This window comes from Chitinophagales bacterium (genome assembly GCA_041392475.1).
In the GTDB taxonomy this organism is placed as follows: domain Bacteria; phylum Bacteroidota; class Bacteroidia; order Chitinophagales; family UBA2359; genus JAUHXA01.
This window is the reverse complement of record JAWKLZ010000003.1, coordinates 438,344-456,653: the sequence shown is the minus strand read 5'-3', so window position 1 is coordinate 456,653 and position 18,310 is coordinate 438,344. Positions and strand designations below refer to the sequence as shown.

Below are 18,310 nucleotides of genomic sequence, written 5' to 3'. Positions count from 1 at the left end.
ATATTTTATCTGGGTCTTGGCGAGCATCAAAAATATTAGTAATATAATTTAGATAGTCAATACTTAAACGCACTTTTACCTAGTTTCAGTTCAAAAACTCCTAAAATATTTTGAAGAGAATCACTAGAGAAAAGGACTATCATACATTAACCGCCATTTGAGGATGAACTACCTCCTTCTGAATCAGGAATAAACAAGTTACCGCCTTCATCCTCATTTTCATTGCGACCTTCATTGATAGGAGGATTGGTTTGAGGAGAATAATTGTTGTTATTTGAGGTATCTGCTTCTGGTGAAACTGGCTCATACTGCAAAATAATTGGTTCAGTCGCATATTTGCGCCCATTCCGATATTCGATGCCATTGTCAATCTGCACACCAGGAACGATATAGCCACCTCGCTGATGCCTTGTATTGACAGGAATGATGCTATATGTATTGTTGTCGAAGTAAATAGTATCGTAATAAATAGAGTCACTTGGAATAAACATCGGACAGTCCATCGCCCAATCAAGGGTGTCGGGCAGAGCTTTGAAGTAAGATTTCTCCCACGGTTTAAATTCTGATGTTTCGTAGAGTTTCTGAAAGAATTTACCGAAAATAGGTAATGCAGTACTTGCTCCCTGTCCCATGCTCAAACTTCGGAAACGAACACGGTTGTCCGCACCTCCTACCCACACACCAGCCACCAAATCAGGTGTAAAGCCCATAAACCACCCATCTGTCTGGTCTTGGGTTGTACCTGTTTTCCCTGCAATGTCTGTCCACAATTTGTATCTAGTTCGCAGCCTTGTTGCTGTTCCTCTTTTGGTCACTTCTTGCAACATTCTTTGCATCTCATACGCCGTAGCTTCCGAAAATGCCAACGTATCGGCAGGTGCTACGCTATCCTCAAAACTTGCAATTACATTTCCGTTTCGGTCTTCAATACATTCCAAGTAAACAGGGAGAATGTGTTTACCCAAATTGGCAAACGTTCCATACACCTCCACCATTTCCATGAGTGACAATTCTGCTGTTCCCAAAGCCAAAGAAGGCACTTCGGGAATCTCTGATTTTACGCCCATTGCTTTGGCGAGGTTTACTACCTTGTCAATGCCCGAAATCATAATCAACTCTGCCGAAACAGTATTGATAGAATTGACCAGACCTCCCATCAATGAGTATTGACCACCGTATTCTCCATCTGCATTTCCTGGTGTCCAATCATCGTAGAGTTCATAGGTTCGTTGGTAGTTTTCGATGTATTCGCAGGGCGGAATCCCACTTTCAAGCGCATTTGCATAGACTAAGGGTTTGAAGGTAGAACCTACTTGTCGGGTTGAAGTGATGTGATCGTATTTGAAATAACGGTGCTTAATCCCTCCTACCCATACTTTTATTTTACCAGTTGAAGGCTGCATCGCCAAAAAACCTGCATGTAAAAATTGAATGTAATATTTGACGGAATCCAAAGGAGTCAAAACGGTATCTCGATTGCCTTCCCAATGAAAAATGCTCATTTCACGGGGTACTTCAAAGGTCTTCAAAGCATCTTCTGGTGATAATCCCGATGCTCTCAAATTACTGTACCTATCCGACTTCCTCACTGCCAAATCCACCAAATCGGTATCATTTCCCCACGGCATTTTGCCATCCCAATGCTTGTTGAAGATGTTTTGAAGCTCAGTCATGTGTTCTTCAACGGCTTCTTCTGCAATCCTTTGCATGGTTTCATTGAGAGTTGTATGAATTTTCAGACCATCGGTATAAAGATTGTAACGACGACCATCTGGTGTGAGGTGTTTTTTGCACCATTCCACCAACTCTAATCGAAGTTGCTCTCTAAAATAGGTGGCCAATCCTTCATTGTGATTTTCACTTGTATAGTTGAGTTTCAGTGGCAGAGCCTTGTATTTTTCAGCTTCTTCGGCAGTGAGATAGTCGTATTTTGCCATCTGCCCAAGAACCACATCTCTTCTGTCTTTGGCACGTTCTGAGTGAAGTCGGGGATTGTAGTAAGTAGTAGCCTTCAACATTCCGATTAACAAAGCAGCTTCTTGTGCTTGCAAATCTCCTGCTGTTTTCCTGAAAAATCGTTTTGCAGCCGCTTCAATACCAAACACATTACCACCAAATGGAACTGTATTGAGGTACAATTCCAATATTTTATCCTTGGGATACATTGCTTCAATGCGTTGAGCAACAATCATTTCTTTGATTTTCCCGACAGGTAGTGTAAACAATCCATGTCTCTGTCGTGGATATAAATTTTTGACCAATTGCTGGCTGATGGTACTACCTCCGCCTGAACTTTCTTTTTGTAGCAAAAGGGTCTTGAAGGCAACTCGAATCAAACCAATGAAATCTATGCCTCCATGTTTGTAAAAACGTACATCTTCAGTAGCAATCAAAGCATTGATCACATTGGGTGAGATATTGTCGAGGGTCATTGAAGTACGGTTCTCGACATAATATTTGCCAATCAATACATTGCCTTCTGCATAAATCTCGGAGGCTTGTGCATTGTCAATCTGTTGTAAATCTACTGTATGTGGAAGTTTTTCAAAGGCTTCAAAATAAACAGCCAAAATTAAGCCTACCACCAATATCCACCCAACAAGCATCGCAATAGCTATACCTTTTGTTAGTTTAGCAAGTCGGGGGTAATTCTCCTGAAAGTATTGTAACTTTTGTTGGATGAAGGCTTTTAATTTCTGCAATTTTAATAAGAATGCTTCCAAATTATTGTTTTTTGGTATAAAGCACAAAGATACCAAGATATTACATTAAAAGCTATGAGTAGGGGAAATGTTTAGGGGTCGTTAGAGGAATTTAAAAATGAACGGCAAGCCAAATACAAGGCGGTTCTATACTGGTGTATATCACCCGATGTTTGCGCCTAGCTGCAATGAAAACCGAATCTCCCTCCTTCAATTTCATTGTTTCGCCATCTGTATCATCAAACAACAAAGTTGCTTTTCCCTGCAACAATACGACCCATTCGGACTTTGTCTGGTCATACCATTCGTTTTCAGGGGTTGTTTGCCCTGTTGAAATAATGCGCTCTATGAGTATATCTCTTTCCGTGTTTTGAAGTAGGGTTTCAAAAAGTTCTTCTTTTGAAGTTGGTGGAAGATGGAAGATATTTTTTTTGGAGTTCATGTATGTGCATTTATTTGATGGTGATACAAATAGTAGCTTTGATTGGAGAGATAAATTCAATTCCTTTTTTGACTATCCACCTACGAAGGTAAATTAAAATGCTTATTTTTATTTTTTTTTGACTCGATTTATACTATTTCGCTATGTCCAAATTCCGCTTCTTGACCTTATTCTTGCTGACATTTATTGGCGGTACTTTGATTGTATTTTTATACTTACAAAAAATACAACCTCCTGTGAATGTTACACTTGCTCCTGCTTTTGAAAGAGTGGGCAAACCAATCAAAGCAATTGACCATACACTTGGTAAAATGATGTCTATCAAGGATGTAGATGAAGCCTTGTACGGCGAAGCAATTGCAGTAAATTATATACATGGCACTTATGGTGAAGCCGATAGTTTGAAGTCTGTGTACCTCAATTATCTAATGGATAGTCTGCAAATTTATAAGAAAAAGACATTTGACTATCAAGTGTTTTTATGGAATTCATCTATGCCCAATGCTTTTGCTTTGCCTGGAGGAATTATTGTGGTAACCAATGGACTTTTGGATATTATGGAGAATGAGGCGCAGTTGGTTTCGGTTTTGGCGCATGAAATGGGACATATCGAAAAAGGACATTGTTTGGATGCGGTGAAATACGAGTTGGCATCGAAGAAGATAGAAGCAAAACCTTTGGGAAAACTGGCTGATTTTGCCAATTCGGTTTTATTGCGACATTCTTATAGCAAAACACAAGAAAATGAGGCGGATGAATATGCGTATTCATTGATGCTACAAACAAAATACGATCCTCGTGGAGTGGGAGGTGCATTTGGGCAGTTAGAAAAGTATCTTCATGATAATGAAATGATACAGCACAATGAGAAGGAGTTGAATGTTTTGCGTGATTATTTTTCTTCCCATCCTCCTTTACCTATTCGAAAGGCAAGGTTTATGGGGAAAGCAAAGGTTTGGTGGCATCAGAATGAACACAGCCCTCGATATATGGGAGGCAAAAATTTGAAGGAGTTATCGTCTTTTTATCAGGTAAAATATGAAGATGAGTGGTGTATGAAATAAGAAAAGGATACGGCTTCAACTATTGAAGGTGAAAACCATATCCTTATATTTTTCCATGGTTTGTGTAAGAGGGTTCTTGAAGAGGGTTCTTGGGTTAACAAAAGGCGAAAAGCAATAATGATAACCCTATTTTCTGGAAATTGATTTGATATTTCTTAATTCATGCAGTATATTTATTTGCGAAAATTCTTTGACATATTGATGTTTATGAGTAGGTTGTATTCCAGGTCTTAGGAATTGAATGGTTTTTAATCCTACCATTTTTGCTGTATTTAAAGCAATTTCGTCAATTGATAAGAACAAAATCTGATTAGCGGGGATCCCCAAAACTCTTTCTATTTTTTGATAGGTATAGACTTCATGGTTCTCTCCTATTTCTCGGTCAAAGCAGTTACTTATATAAGGATTGAGGTTTCCATATCGTGTATGCTCCAATATCGATTGAATGGATTCTATCGTTTTATCAGTATATATACCTACTGGAATACCTGCTCCACTCCATTGTTTGAGTACCTTGGGTACATCCTCATAAATATGTTCGTGGTATTGTCCAGTAGTGTAGCCCTTCCTCCAGATTTCGGATTGCAAAAACTGTATTGCAGGATGTTGTCGCTGGGTATCAATCCAATAAAGAAGTATGTCTATCAACTCCCCATTCGTAGGTTCTGCACCTTCTTCCTTGGTTATGGTCTTTTTGGCTTCAGCCAAATATTTCCATAAGTAGGTTGTGTGAATGTGGTTGTATATATAATCAGCTAAATTTTCTTTGGCATAAGGCATCAAAACCTTCAATAGAAAATCGTTGGAAGACAAAGCACCTACTTTGTCTATCAATATGTAATGAATCATAACCTTCTACGATTTTTTCAATTTTGTTTAATAAAAACAGTTCCCACGTTTTTATTTAAAACTATAGAAAAATTTCCCATTAGTAGAAAGTACACATCCATAAACGCAATAAATACGTTTATAGTAAATGGATTCGGGAAGGATGATAGTTGGAGGACTAGTAGAGATTTACCTACAATAAAAAAGTTGCCTTTGAAAATTGAGGCAACAGAGAGTTATTATTTGGTAAATTTATAAGTAGAGATGTATGTATGCTTGTTTGCGTAAACAAGAACTTAAGGGCTTTTTTGATTTGCACAACGAGAGCGGAGAACAAATGCTCTCCGCATCCCGAAGTGACTAAATCCACCCAAATCTATTGAAAAGTAATCTTTCGATTATCCTTTCAATGCAAAAATACATATTTTTATGTTATTTGACAATTTTTTCATAAAAAAGTGTAACTTTTTTTTCAAAATAACGTAGCGATTGTACCCTGATTACCTTTGAACAGTATTCAATAGTATTAGAAAAAAAGTATTTATTGTAATAAAGAATTGATTTTAATATTTTTAAACATATCGAATTAAAAATTTTAGTTATTTTTTGAAACAACCAAGATTTTTAAATGTAAAAAATATAATATAAGCTTGACTACGAAATAACTGGTTTGACCACCAAAACTAAAATTCGATTGAAAAAACGGAAAATATTCTATTTCTGAATTCAGTTTATCATCATAATTAATTTATTATTTTTTATCTTTCACCTTCAGCAAAGAAAATCTAATTTTGTTATTTTTTCCTCAATCATATAACTAGTTGTAAATTACGATGATATTAACAGATACAGAAATCCTAAAAGAAATTGAAGAAGGCAATATTGTGGTAGAGCCATTTCGTCTAGATTGCTTGGGTACGAACTCTTATGATGTACATTTGGGGCGATATTTGTGTACTTACAAAGACCGAGTGCTTGATAGCAGGAAGCACAATCCTATTGAAGAAATAATAATCCATCCTGAAGAGGGGTTTTTATTGCAGCCTGGGACTTTGTATTTAGGAGTTACCGAGGAATATACCGAAACCCACCGTCATGTTCCTTTTTTAGAAGGCAAATCTAGTATTGGACGTTTAGGTATCATTATACACGCTACTGCAGGTAAAGGTGATGTTGGTTTTTGTAATACATGGACATTGGAGATTTCTTGTATCCAACCAGTGAGGGTATATGCAGGAATGCCTATTGGACAATTGATTTATTTTGACATAAAAGGAAATGTAGACAATTTGTATTACAAAAAAGTAAATGCCAAATATACTAACAGAACAATCAAACCCGTCGAATCAATGATGTGGAAAAATAAATTTTAAAGTTTGCGTTTCCTTTTTTTTACATTACTATGAAAATATAGTATATTGTAGTACCAAATTTAAACACACATATGCCAGTATTGAGATATTACACCACTCTCTTCGCATTACTATGCTTTTTCTCTTCTATCCAAGCTCAAGTCGATGAACAAGAGGTTGGAAGTGCTATTGCTAAATTAGAAAGTGTAATAGAAATATTAAATGACTCGTATATAGAGAATATTGATGTAAAAAAAGCATCTGAAAATGCGATTGTTGCTATGCTTCAAGAGCTTGACCCTCACTCTGTTTACATTCCTGCTGATGAATACAGTAAAATGCGTGAGCCTTTGGAAGGAAATTTTGAAGGTGTCGGTATTCGTTTTGATATTTTGCGTGACACTATTATTATAATTTCCACTATCAATGATGGCCCCGCTGAGAGAGCAGGTCTGAAACCTGGAGATCAAATAGTAAGTATTGGGCATGAAACCGTTGTGGGTTTGGGGCTTAGCAACAAAGAGGTTGTTGAAAAACTGAGAGGGGTGAAAGGTTCTGGAGTTGATGTGGGAATTCATCGTGACAATGTAAAAAGTGTATTACACTTCAACATTATTAGAGAAAAAATTCCGCTTTACAGTGTTGAAGCCGCATATATGGAATCTCCTACTATTGGTTATATACGCATCAATAAGTTTTCTGCAACTACTATTCAAGAATTCCGAAAGATTATTGGCCAATTGAAGTTACAGGGCATGGAAAGTTTGATACTTGACCTGCGAAACAATGGCGGAGGTTATCTAACCGCTGCTGTTCAATTAGCTGATGATTTTCTTTCAAAAGACCAGCTGATAGTTTATACACAAGGACGCACTTTTGACACAAAAGAATATAAAGCTACTTCAAGAGGTGCTTTTGAAGAAGGCAAATTGGTAGTGTTGATAAATGAAGGTTCAGCATCTGCCAGCGAAATTGTGGCTGGAGCGATTCAAGATTGGGATAGAGGCTTAATTATTGGTCGTCGTTCTTTCGGCAAAGGCTTGGTTCAGAAACCATTTAATCTTTCTGATGGATCGGCCATTCGACTTACCATTGCTCATTATTACACACCTTCTGGTCGTTCAATCCAAAAACCATATAAAGAAAGCAAAACAGAGTATTACAACGATATTGCCAGTCGCTATCAAAATGGAGAAATGCTGTCGGCGGATAAAATAGCTGTCAATGATACCGAAAAATACTATACAAAAACAACTCATAGAGTAGTATATGGTGGTGGTGGCATCACCCCAGACGTTTTTGTACCTATAGATACACTACTTCAAAGTCCCTATTTTAAGAGTTTGATGTACGGAAGTGTTATCAATCATTTTGCATTGAAGTATATAAATGAAAATCGTAATAAAATTATCTCCAGATATGAAAATGCAGATGATTTTTACAATACTTTTCGGATTGATAACCGCACCTTACATGAATTTACAGCCTTTGCTGTCTTAGAGAGAATCAAACACGATGAAGAAGAATTTAAGAAAGTCAAGGAATTACTAAAAAACAAAATAAAGGCAGATATCGCTCAAAATATTTGGGGATTATCAAGCTATTACAAAATTGACAATCAATGCAGTCATGCTTATCTAAAAGCAGTAGAGGTGCTTCAAAGAAATGATCAGTATGTAGATTTACAAGTGATAAATGATTGATTAAACACTATTTTTTTTTATTAGAACTGTTATTTCACTCCACAATAAGGTTTAACCCAACTTGCGCCTAAATATATGTAATTGTTTGAAAAATCATTTATTATCAATATCGTGCAAGTTTTCGGGGACTACATATTTATATGTTTGAACTTTACTTAACTTAAAGTGTAAAAAATAATTCTACTTTCATTATTCCAATTTACGTTAACAATTAATATCTTTGTATGTCTAATAAAGAATTGTAGAGTGTTGTATTACGAAAAGGAAGCTTTTATATAAAGAATTTGTGTTCCCCTAAAAACGAATCCTCCAAAAACAACCATTTGGTTATCATCTAACTACAATCTGCAAGTTGGGTTAAATAAATTTTCGCTAAAACAAATAAAAGACTTTTGAAGTTTGTACTACCACACATAGAAAACAAACAATTAGGTTAAACTTCAAAAGCCTTGTCCCATCATTTTACCAAAGTCTTCTATCTATCCTAATTTATATTAGAATTTTCGGGAAGTTTATGATGCCCTCCAAATCGATAAGAAAAACTAACGTTTAGTAAGTAATCTGCAAAAGCAGCATCTCCATGCTGATACACACCTGTTTGAATGGTTCGTTCTTTATCTTCGTAGCTCTGTGTTCTGTTTCGCTTTACTGCAATAGGAACATTGAGGTTAAGCGAATAGTTATTTTTGAAATATCCAATACCTGGCTCCACCGAAACTACATATCCAGGTCTTCTATAGCCCGAACTGTTTCCAATCAAATCATCTGAAGGCACACCCTCCATTCTTGCTCCCAAGTAGGCATTGAAGCCATACATACTAGTATAATTTACTCCAGCTCTAAGCCCAAACTGATCTGGACAAGAAAATTCACTTCTTCCATTCCGAGTAAGCACACCGTTGGTATCCTGATAATTGAAAAGGTAAAATACATTGGCAGTAATCATAAAAGCATGAGACAATGAATGATAGCCTTGCATTTCTACTGTAAGTCCAGTTCCGCCGTCACCAGGTTGGATAGATTGATCCACAACTGACTCAATGTTTTCATCTCTGTTTTCTCCTTGATTGTAGAAAGTATCGGTGTAATCGTATTTACCTGTGGGCAATTTTATACCTAAGCCTACAGAATAATTAAATTGTCGACTATTAGGTTTTAATAGCCAATAGCCCAAACCCAATCTCATATCAGATAAACCTTTTGAGGCAGTTTCATGTCTTTCTCCCAACCCATTTGGCGGATTACCTCCATGTTCGTACATAGAAGAACGGTTGTGAAAAACAAATGGCAGAACCACATTGGCAAACAACCTATCTGTTATACCGTAACTCAAGGACAAGTCCAAAAAATAAGAGCGATTGATTACTTCGGTTCCATCTTCCACCCGATTTGTTTCTTCAGTAGCACCTCTAAAATGACGGAAGGATTTGAAGTGTCTTAGTCCTGTCTGAGAGAGAAATTCTCCTTTCATAAGATTGAAAGAACTTCCCTGCATTGCACTGCAACTTGAATTTCCTCTAATTGCTACACAACCTTGTGAATAAGCCTCTTGCACAAAAAAAATAAAAAAAATAACTGTAAGTAATTTTAGAATTTGCATAAATATTAAATTTAGGGTAACAAGTTTTTTAGGAACGCAATACAACCAACAGGTTACTGTTGGTTTATTAGAAAATGATTGTACCGTTTGATATTGCTTTTATTGTCATTTTAATCTTCATTTAATACTTGTATTGAGTATATTTTTTTATTTATCAAAAAATTACATAAATGAACTCTATTCCAATATCTGTATAATTTAAATTTTAAAATATAAAGCAAACAAAAATAACAAGTTTATTAACGGAATTCCTTTATATCTGACAATAAATCTACCACTTTTTGCAGGAAAAATGCAAAAGAAAAGGCAAGTTTTTATACAATTTTATGCGCTTTTCTTCTCTGCAAACTGATCATTAATACTCCCACAATCACTAAAAAAGTCCCTCCCCATTGCAGCCATCCCAATCGTTCATCCAAAAATAGATAGGCCAACGCAACCGTAGAAATCGGCCCGATGCTGCCAATAATAGAGGCATTGCTTGATCCAATGATTTTGATTCCTTGCATGAATAAAAAAGAAGGTAAAACAGTAGAAAAAACAGCCATCATTATTCCCAATACATAGACTTGTGGTGCAAAATCAAAAAGTTGTAGTTGATTCACCACCGCATTGTGCAACAAAACTGCAATGCAAGCAATCATCATAACCAAAGAAGTATAGCGCAAAGTGCCTACTCTTGGCAATAAATTACCGCTTCCTATAAGGTGAATTGCATAACTCAATGCAGACATAAATACCCAAAAAGCCCCCAACCAAATCTGACTTTCCTCATTCACGTTTCCTTTATCAAAAAAAGCCATCCCAATACCAATGTAGGTTAACAATAAAGCTAAATATTGGCGTGTATAGATTTTTTGCTTCAAAAAAATGGCAGAGAGAATCACTACCAAGGTCGGATAAATGAACAACACAAGTCGCTCTAAACTTGCTGTAATATATTGAAGACCAATAAAATCAAAAAGGCTGGCGAGATAGTATCCCATCAATCCAAATAATAAAATATAAGCACCATCTCTTTTATTGAGAACATAGGTTTGAGTCATTCTACGGTTTGACCAGTAGGCAATTACCAAAAAAAAAGGAAGAGAAAACAACATCCTGAGAGCCAGCAAAGAAATACTATCTATACCATAACGATAGGCCAATTTCACCATCACTGCTTTTGCAGAAAAACCAATAGATCCTACTAATATCAACAAAGCTGCAACCAAATAGGAGCTATTGAAGGAAGCTGTATTTTTCATAAGTTTCTCATATCACGTATATTATCCTTTTATCTCAAAAAAATCGAGGGCTTTGTACTTTCTGCAATTTGTTTTTTGGCAAATCCAATCCCACCATGATTTCATGAGTACCGGAATGTTGGTCTGCAAAACTGGATAAATCTAGGTCAAACGAATAACCTATACGCAGTTTATCCTGTTGGTATTCAAGCATAAACAAAGCAGCTTGACTACTTCTATACCCTAGCCCCACTCTAAATATATCATTGATAATCAAGCTGACATTCGCATCTACGTTAATAGGCGCAATAGAAGGCACCATTCTGACCAACAAAGAAGGTTGAATTTTTAAAGTCTCATTGATGGGAATAGCGACTCCAGCAGTCAACCAATAATGTCGGTCATAAACCGCCAACTCACTAATGTCATCAAGGCCACTATCTAGCAAATGGGGTACGGACACGCCAACAAAGTACTGCTCTGTATAATAATAAATGCCCAATCCAAAATTGGGTAGAACTTTACTGTTATCTGCTGCAAAATTGGGATCATCTGGATCTAAAACATCCGGCAACTCCGACCAATCTGAAGTATATTGAAGCACCCCCGCTTGAAGTCCCAAAGACAATAACCCACTTCCAAGTGCAATTTTGTAGGAATAGGCAGAATAAAGACTTAGCCGTTGATGCACACCAATCTTATCTGATTCTAAAAACAAACCCAAGCCAATTTTTTCACAAATTGGACTGTGGATACTTGCGGCAATACTCGTAGGGGAACCATCAAAACCAGCCCATTGATTGCGATAAATGCCTAAAATACTCACCACATCTCTACTTCCTGCATAAGCAGGGTTAATAACCAAAGTATTGAACATATATTGTGTGTACTGTGCATCTTGCTGAGCAAAAGCACTTTGCACGCAAAAGAAGCCCAAAAAAAGCAGGAAATAGTATTTTTTCATGTAACCTAAAATTTATTAGCAAATGTAAACCTTTTGTAAGTCCTATACAATTTGTATATTTGCGGTTCTAAAATCAAAAAAGCTATTTTAAGCGTTCAATTTGATACAAACATAACAATAAAAATAGATAAATAGACTTATGGCACATCATAAATCGGCAAAGAAAAGAATTAGACAGGCAGAGAAGAAAAGATTGCACAATCGTTATTACAAAAAAACGACTCGTAATGCCATCAAAAAACTGAGAGAAGCTACTGATAAAGCAGAAGCGGAGGAATTGTTTCCAAAAGTAGCGGGTATGATTGACAAACTAGCGAAGCACAGCACTTGGCACAAAAGTAAAGCAAACAACCTCAAATCTAAGTTGGCAAAGCATATCAACTCTTTGGCATAAGCCTCTAATTGGTCAGTTAATTGATTGATCAAAAAGGGCATATCTATTTGTTAGATATGCCCTTTTTATGTACATTTACCTCCATGGAAAAACTAAACCACAAACTCGCCATCACCTCATGGGCAGTCGAAGACCGACCAAGAGAAAAATTAATGCTGAAAGGCAAACAAGCCTTATCGGATGCCGAATTGTTAGCAATTTTGATTGGTTCGGGTTCGAGAGAAGAAACGGCAGTGGATTTGTGTAAACGCATTATGAGGGATATGGATTACAACCTCAATGAATTGGGCAAAAAAAACATTGAGGACTTTATCAAAAACTACAAGGGCATCGGTGAGGCAAAAGCTATCAGCATTATAGCGGCATTGGAATTGGGACGTAGGCGTCGGGCCAGTATTGCCAAAGAAAGAAAACAAATCAAGGGTAGCAATGATGCTTTTGAATTGCTACATCCTAAGATTGCAGATTTACCACACGAAGAATTTTGGGTGATTTTCCTCAATCGTGCCAACAAAATTACAAGCACAGAGCGAATTAGTAGTGGGGGTGTTGCAGGAACAGTGGCAGATGTCAAACTTATTTTCAAACGTGCTTTGGAGCATACTTCTTCGGGAATTATTCTCGCCCACAACCATCCTTCGGGCAATCTACGCCCAAGTCAAGCAGACATTACATTGACCAAAAAAATGGTAGAAGCTGGAAAAGTGTTGGAGATAAATGTATTAGACCATGTAATTGTAACGGATATGGGATATTATAGTTTTGCAGATGAGGGGATGATTTGAAAATTCACTCACATCATAACTCCCCCTCAAACCGATTCGGTTCGGCATCATACATTATTTCATATATCACTTCAAAAACATCCTCCGCATTTGGTTTACTAAAATAATCACCATCAGAACCATAAGCAGGCCGATGAGCTTTGGCTGTCAATGTTTGAGGAGCAGAGTCGAGATAGAAATAACCTTTTTGTTTTTCTAAAACCTCCTGCATCATATATGCAGCAGCTCCTCCAGGAACGTCTTCATCCAAAAATACAATACGGTTTGTTTTTTGAAGGGACTGAACGATTTGATGGTCAAGGTCAAAAGGCAAAAGTGTTTGCACATCAATCAATTCTACTGAAATACCTTTTTGCATCAATAATTTTATACCTGCTTCTGCAATGCGTACACAAGATCCATAAGTCACCAAAGTAACATCAGTTCCTTCCTGCAAAACCTCCACTTTTCCCAACGGAACCGTATAATCTCCCATATTGTCAGGTAGCGTTTCCTTCAACCGATAACCATTTAAGCACTCTATTAAGACAGCAGAATCATCCGATTGAAGCAAGGTATTGTACATTCCTGCTGCTTGTACAAAATTGCGAGGTACACACAAGTAAAGTCCTCTAAGTGAACTCAATAAAAGACTCATTGGAGAACCAGAATGCCATATCCCTTCTAATCTATGTCCTCTTGTACGAATAATGACAGGCGCTTTTTGGATACCATTTGTTCGATAAGTAAGTGTTGCCAAATCATCCGAAAGTGGCACTAAACCATATAGAAGGTAATCAAGGTACTGAATTTCAGCAATCACACGCAAACCTCTCATAGTCATCCCAATAGCTTGCCCTACAATCGTCCATTCCCGAATCCCAGTATCAAAAATTCGTTCTTTACCATATTTTTCCTGCAAACCTGCAAAGCCCTGATTCACATCTCCTATTTGCCCCACATCTTCGCCAAAAGCGTATAAATTTTCGTGCTTTTCAAACATGAGGTCAAAATAAAAATTAATCACTTGATAGGCATTCATTTCCTTTGATTCCTCAGAAAAGGTAGGGTCAATCACTGGAATTTTCAAGGCAGAATTGGGAAAATCACTGTATAAGTTGGTGCTATATTGACGCTTGGCAGTCACATTGAGTTTGTTGATCCATTGCTTCAACATTCGTTTGGCAGGTAGATTTTCTTTTATGAGTGCATAATAAATTCTGCGTGCATTGCTCATCAACTCTGCTCTAAAAGGAGTAATCAATTGATTGAGTTCATCTACGTAAGACTGAATGACTACTTCATTACTGCTCTCCTGCAATAAATGCTGGTAAATATGTTGGAGTTCTTGAACTTGTTGGTCAATTGGATGACGGTATTTTGCCCATGCTCTATTTTTGCAGTCTTTTACATATTTTTTAGCATCTTCTTCAATCTGTTCTATTTGTTCAACCTTAGCCAATCCTTCCTCCAATATCCACTCCTTAAACTTTTTGTTACAATCATGCGCTCTCTCAAATGCCAATCTATCTGATGATTTATAACGCTCATGGGAACCTGATGTAGAATGACCTTGTGGCTGAGTAAGTTCTTGTATATGGAACAAAGCAGGACTGTGGGTTTCTCGCATTTCTGCAATGCCTTTTTTGTAGGTTTTCACCAGTTTAGGATAATCCCAACCATTGACGGTATAGATTTTCATTCCCAAATCATCTGAGTCGGTTTCAAACCCCCTTAATGCCTTTGATATGCTTTCCTTTATGGTTTGATATTTCACAGGAACTGAAATAGCATATCCATCATCCCACACCGAAACAGCCAAAGGAATCTGCAAGACACCTGCCGCATTGACTGCTTCCCAAAATGCCCCTTCAGAAGTACTTCCATCGCCTATATTGCAGAAACAGACTTCATTACCATTATCAGAAAAAAGAGTATTGTACCGTAGCTTTTCACTTTGACGGTATTTTTTTGAAGCAAAAGCTAAACCAACTGCTCTTGCCATTTGACCTGCAGTAGTCGAAATATCGGAAGAAATGTTGATGCGATTTTTTAGATCCAACCAATCTCCATTTTTATCAACCAAAGAAGTTGCATGGTGATTTACCATTTGACGACCTGCCGAAAAAGGGTCATTTTCTGGATCAGCATACAATTGTGCAAAAAAATCTTCTACTTTTGCCAAACCCAATGCCAACAACAGGGTGTTGCCTCGATAATATTCTGCTCGAAAATCACCTTTTCGATATGCATGTGCCATCGCTACTTGTAGCACTTCTTTTCCGTCGTCTGACACGCCAAATTTAGCCTTACCTGTTAATACTTCCTTGCGAATATGAATACTGACTTCTCGACTGATGCAACAAATTCGATAATCATTTAGAATGGTTTCTACATCTATTGAAGAATTTTGCCCAACGGGTAACTTTTGAAGGTCAGTCGTTAATTCGGAGTCCATAGTAGTAATAATTGAACAAAATGTTACTTAAAGGTAATCATCTAAAAATGTGCGCTCTGAACCAATATAGGTCTTAGATATTATAGAATCAAAAATTGAGTGCAAATATAGCGTATTATGGGTACATTTCAAAAAAACAGCAATAAACCAAAATGTTCTACAAAATTCGATAACTTTGTAAGTTAACGTTCGAAATATACCTAATTTTTCATCCAATAAACAGAGTATGATTACCGTTTTAAAAGCCGACAATATCTACCCTACTCCTCAACTACAAACAACACTGCCCATAATGGAACAATTCTATACCATTCAAGGAGAGGGGTTTCATCAAGGCAAGGCGGCATACTTTATTCGTTTGGCAGGTTGTGATGTTGGCTGTCATTGGTGTGACGTGAAAGAATCTTGGAATGTGAATGAACATGGTTTCCAAGAAATTGAAGAAATTGTTGCAGAAGTGGTTAAACATCCGTCCGAAATAGTAGTTATAACAGGAGGAGAACCTTTGATGCACCATTTGGATGAATTGTGTTGGCAATTGCAGAAAGCGGGAAAACAGACACATATAGAAACCTCTGGCGCACATCCACTTTCTGGATTTTGGGATTGGATTTGTCTTTCTCCAAAAAAATTCAAATCTCCTTTACCAGAAGTTGTTGCTGCAGCGAACGAGTTGAAAGTAGTCATTTTTAACAAAAGTGATTTCGAGTGGGCTGAACAGTATGCAGCAGAGGTGCCTAAACATTGTCAATTATTTTTACAACCAGAATGGAGTAAAATGCATCAAATGATGCCTTTAATCGTTGAATATATAAAGCAGCATCCTCAATGGCAGGTTTCTTTGCAGATTCACAAATACATGGAAATACCATGATTATAAGATTGATTATCACTTTATTTTTATCCTTTTCGTGCTTAAGCTTCGGCTTCTCGCAGGAAAGTGATGTCCCTAAAAAAGCCCAAAAACTCTACCAAAAAAGCCAAGAAAGTTATCTGTATCAACACTATCAGGAAGCAAAGGAATGGCTTGAGAAAGCAATCGATAAATATCCTACCTACACCACTGCTTATGTACGCCTTGGTGAAATACAACTTGAATTGAAGGAGTATGAACAGGCAAAAAAGACCTTTCTCAAAATCCTTGAATTTGATGATAGCCCTCGCAATCAGTTTCAAGTATATTACACGGTTGGTAATATAGAAATGGAATTGGCAAATTATACCGAAGCCATTGCCTACTTTGAAAAAGGCTCGGAGGTAAAAGACAAATCGCAAAAAATGACAGAAATGCTTTCTCAAAAATTGGAGGAAAGTCGTTTTGCGCACTATGCGGTTACTCACCCTGTCGACTTCAATCCCGTCCGTTTGGATTCGACCGTCAATTCACAATATGATGAGTATCTTCCTGTTGTGACAGCAGATGAAGCGATGATGGTCTTTACCCGCCGATTTGACAACGATACTACTCCCAATGAAGATTTTTTTATTAGTCGTCGTATGAAAGATACCCTTCAATGGCAAATGGCATTGGACTTGGCAGAACCTATTAATTCTAAAGACAATGAAGGTGCAATTTGTTTGTCACCTGATGGCAAACGCATGTTTTTTGCTGCAAAAAATCGCAGGGATGCTATAGGTGGTTTTGATTTGTTTTACTGCATCAAAGTAGGTGAAGATTGGCAAGGTCCCTACAATTTGGGAGAACCAGTAAATACTTATGGGTGGGAGTCGCAACCTTCAATTTCTTCTGATGGCAAAGCACTTTATTTCAGCAGTCGCCGCAAGGGTGGTTATGGAGGTATTGATATATGGGTCAGTTATTTGAAGAACAATTATTGGAGTGATCCTGTAAATTTGGGACCGAATATCAACACCAAAAAAGACGAACAGACACCTTTCATACACCCCGATAATCATACGCTTTATTTTTCCTCCAACGGACATATTGGCATGGGTGATGCAGACTTATATGTTGCCCGAAAAGACGATAATGGAGAATGGAGTAAGCCCGAAAACTTGGGTTACCCCATCAATACACGTGGCAATGAAAATGGTCTGATTGTAACAGCAAGTGGAGAACGTGCTTACTTTTCCTCCTTCAATGAAGGCTATGGCTTAGATTTGTACTATTTCCCCTTACCCAAAACGGTTCAACCTACTTATGTAACTTATGTAAAAGGAATCGTATTTGACTCGGAATCAAAGAGCAAGCTGGCTGCAACGATTGAGTTGATTGATTTGGACACAGGCGACACAATTTTAGAAACGATTTCCGACCGCATTTCAGGTGAGTTTTTGGTGACTTTGACGGTCGGCAAAAACTATATGTACAATGTTTCCAAAGAAAATTACCTCTTTTTCTCCGAAAATTTCTCGCTCAAAGACGTACAACCCAATGAACCGTTTTTGATTGACATTCCCTTGAAAAAGGCCTTTATCAAGGAAACCTTCGAATCGAATGTGGGTCAAACGGTTGTCTTAAAAAACGTGTTTTTTGAAACCAATTCTTTTGACCTCAAACCTGCTTCTTATACCGAATTGGATAAGTTGGTTGACATGTTGAATCAATACAATTTGTTACATATCGAAATTGGCGGACACACGGACAGCATAGGTACAGCTGAATACAATCTCGAACTTTCTGAAAATCGGGCGCAATCTGTTCATTCTTATCTTATTGACAAAGGAATTGCTGCTGACCGCCTTTCTTATAGAGGTTATGGTAAGTCGCAGCCTTTGGCGGGCAATGAAACGGAAACGGGAAGGGCAATCAATAGGAGAACGGAGTTTAAGGTGATTAAGAAGTAGATTTT

14 protein-coding genes are annotated in these 18,310 nt (G+C 37.3%); 7 read left to right on the top strand and 7 right to left on the bottom strand.

Translation table 11 applies throughout. From position 1 onward, the window contains the following. Positions 1–146: 146 nt before the first annotated feature. Entirely contained in the window at positions 147–2,723 is a 2,577-nt protein-coding gene (locus R3E32_24815; GenBank protein MEZ4887974.1) for a transglycosylase domain-containing protein, read from the bottom strand. A 91-nt stretch (positions 2,724–2,814) separates the two neighbouring features. Continuing rightward, positions 2,815–3,144 carry a cupin domain-containing protein gene (locus tag R3E32_24810; protein MEZ4887973.1) on the bottom strand — a complete coding sequence of 110 codons (330 nt, stop codon included), beginning with the start codon at positions 3,142–3,144 and terminating at the stop codon, positions 2,815–2,817. Positions 3,145–3,287: 143 nt separating this feature from the next. Between R3E32_24810 and R3E32_24805 the strand changes: the two genes are divergently transcribed. Next, positions 3,288–4,208 carry a M48 family metallopeptidase gene (locus tag R3E32_24805; GenBank protein ID MEZ4887972.1) on the top strand — a complete coding sequence of 307 codons (921 nt, stop codon included), beginning with the start codon at positions 3,288–3,290 and terminating at the stop codon, positions 4,206–4,208. A 126-nt stretch (positions 4,209–4,334) separates the two neighbouring features. Here the strand turns inward: R3E32_24805 and mtnC are convergent, their stop codons facing one another. Then, positions 4,335–5,057: an acireductone synthase gene (mtnC, locus tag R3E32_24800; protein ID MEZ4887971.1), complete on the bottom strand. Its 723-nt coding sequence runs from the start codon at positions 5,055–5,057 to the stop codon at positions 4,335–4,337. Between the two features lie 812 nt (positions 5,058–5,869). Here mtnC and dcd point away from each other — a divergent pair. Further along, positions 5,870–6,409, top strand: coding sequence for a dCTP deaminase (gene dcd / locus R3E32_24795; protein MEZ4887970.1), 540 nt, complete (start codon positions 5,870–5,872; stop codon positions 6,407–6,409). A gap of 71 nt (positions 6,410–6,480) precedes the next feature. Then, complete coding sequence (locus tag R3E32_24790) at positions 6,481–8,091, top strand: S41 family peptidase (GenBank protein ID MEZ4887969.1); 1,611 nt, start codon at positions 6,481–6,483, stop codon at positions 8,089–8,091. 484 nt (positions 8,092–8,575) lie between these two features. Here the strand turns inward: R3E32_24790 and R3E32_24785 are convergent, their stop codons facing one another. The 3 genes from R3E32_24785 to R3E32_24775 all read right to left on the bottom strand — a co-directional run bounded on the left by R3E32_24785 (position 8,576) and on the right by R3E32_24775 (position 11,881). Further along, positions 8,576–9,691 (bottom strand): transporter, encoded by a 1,116-nt coding sequence (locus R3E32_24785; GenBank protein ID MEZ4887968.1) that lies wholly within the window; start codon positions 9,689–9,691, stop codon positions 8,576–8,578. A 314-nt stretch (positions 9,692–10,005) separates the two neighbouring features. Then, positions 10,006–10,938: a DMT family transporter gene (locus R3E32_24780; protein ID MEZ4887967.1), complete on the bottom strand. Its 933-nt coding sequence runs from the start codon at positions 10,936–10,938 to the stop codon at positions 10,006–10,008. Between the two features lie 34 nt (positions 10,939–10,972). Continuing rightward, entirely contained in the window at positions 10,973–11,881 is a 909-nt protein-coding gene (locus R3E32_24775) for a type IX secretion system membrane protein PorP/SprF (GenBank protein ID MEZ4887966.1), read from the bottom strand. Between the two features lie 139 nt (positions 11,882–12,020). Here R3E32_24775 and rpsT point away from each other — a divergent pair, with 139 nt between their 5' ends. Together rpsT and radC are read left to right on the top strand one after the other, a co-directional pair. Beyond that, positions 12,021–12,275 (top strand): 30S ribosomal protein S20, encoded by a 255-nt coding sequence (gene rpsT / locus R3E32_24770; protein MEZ4887965.1) that lies wholly within the window; start codon positions 12,021–12,023, stop codon positions 12,273–12,275. A gap of 83 nt (positions 12,276–12,358) precedes the next feature. Continuing rightward, positions 12,359–13,060 (top strand): DNA repair protein RadC, encoded by a 702-nt coding sequence (gene radC / locus R3E32_24765; protein ID MEZ4887964.1) that lies wholly within the window; start codon positions 12,359–12,361, stop codon positions 13,058–13,060. A gap of 13 nt (positions 13,061–13,073) precedes the next feature. On the opposite strand, the gene R3E32_24760 is transcribed toward radC, so the two are convergent. Further along, positions 13,074–15,497, bottom strand: coding sequence for a thiamine pyrophosphate-dependent enzyme (locus R3E32_24760; GenBank protein MEZ4887963.1), 2,424 nt, complete (start codon positions 15,495–15,497; stop codon positions 13,074–13,076). A 226-nt stretch (positions 15,498–15,723) separates the two neighbouring features. Here R3E32_24760 and R3E32_24755 point away from each other — a divergent pair, with 226 nt between their 5' ends. Beyond that, positions 15,724–16,371 (top strand): 7-carboxy-7-deazaguanine synthase QueE, encoded by a 648-nt coding sequence (locus R3E32_24755; GenBank protein MEZ4887962.1) that lies wholly within the window; start codon positions 15,724–15,726, stop codon positions 16,369–16,371. Further along, positions 16,326–18,305: an OmpA family protein gene (locus R3E32_24750; protein ID MEZ4887961.1), complete on the top strand. Its 1,980-nt coding sequence runs from the start codon at positions 16,326–16,328 to the stop codon at positions 18,303–18,305. Before R3E32_24755 ends, R3E32_24750 begins: the two co-directional genes overlap by 46 nt. Positions 18,306–18,310 lie beyond the last annotated feature (5 nt).

Excerpts from the sequence above, each read along its gene's own strand:
- R3E32_24810 (MEZ4887973.1), bottom strand. The coding sequence starts at position 3,144 with ATGAACTCCAAAAAAAATATCTTCCATCTTCCACCAACTTCAAAAGAA.
- R3E32_24805 (MEZ4887972.1), top strand. The coding sequence starts at position 3,288 with ATGTCCAAATTCCGCTTCTTGACCTTATTCTTGCTGACATTTATTGGC.
- mtnC (MEZ4887971.1), bottom strand. The coding sequence starts at position 5,057 with ATGATTCATTACATATTGATAGACAAAGTAGGTGCTTTGTCTTCCAAC.
- dcd (MEZ4887970.1), top strand. The coding sequence starts at position 5,870 with ATGATATTAACAGATACAGAAATCCTAAAAGAAATTGAAGAAGGCAAT.
- R3E32_24790 (MEZ4887969.1), top strand. The coding sequence starts at position 6,481 with ATGCCAGTATTGAGATATTACACCACTCTCTTCGCATTACTATGCTTT.
- R3E32_24785 (MEZ4887968.1), bottom strand. The coding sequence starts at position 9,691 with ATGCAAATTCTAAAATTACTTACAGTTATTTTTTTTATTTTTTTTGTG.
- R3E32_24780 (MEZ4887967.1), bottom strand. The coding sequence starts at position 10,938 with ATGAAAAATACAGCTTCCTTCAATAGCTCCTATTTGGTTGCAGCTTTG.
- R3E32_24775 (MEZ4887966.1), bottom strand. The coding sequence starts at position 11,881 with ATGAAAAAATACTATTTCCTGCTTTTTTTGGGCTTCTTTTGCGTGCAA.
- rpsT (MEZ4887965.1), top strand. The coding sequence starts at position 12,021 with ATGGCACATCATAAATCGGCAAAGAAAAGAATTAGACAGGCAGAGAAG.
- radC (MEZ4887964.1), top strand. The coding sequence starts at position 12,359 with ATGGAAAAACTAAACCACAAACTCGCCATCACCTCATGGGCAGTCGAA.
- R3E32_24760 (MEZ4887963.1), bottom strand. The coding sequence starts at position 15,497 with ATGGACTCCGAATTAACGACTGACCTTCAAAAGTTACCCGTTGGGCAA.
- R3E32_24755 (MEZ4887962.1), top strand. The coding sequence starts at position 15,724 with ATGATTACCGTTTTAAAAGCCGACAATATCTACCCTACTCCTCAACTA.
- R3E32_24750 (MEZ4887961.1), top strand. The coding sequence starts at position 16,326 with ATGGCAGGTTTCTTTGCAGATTCACAAATACATGGAAATACCATGATT.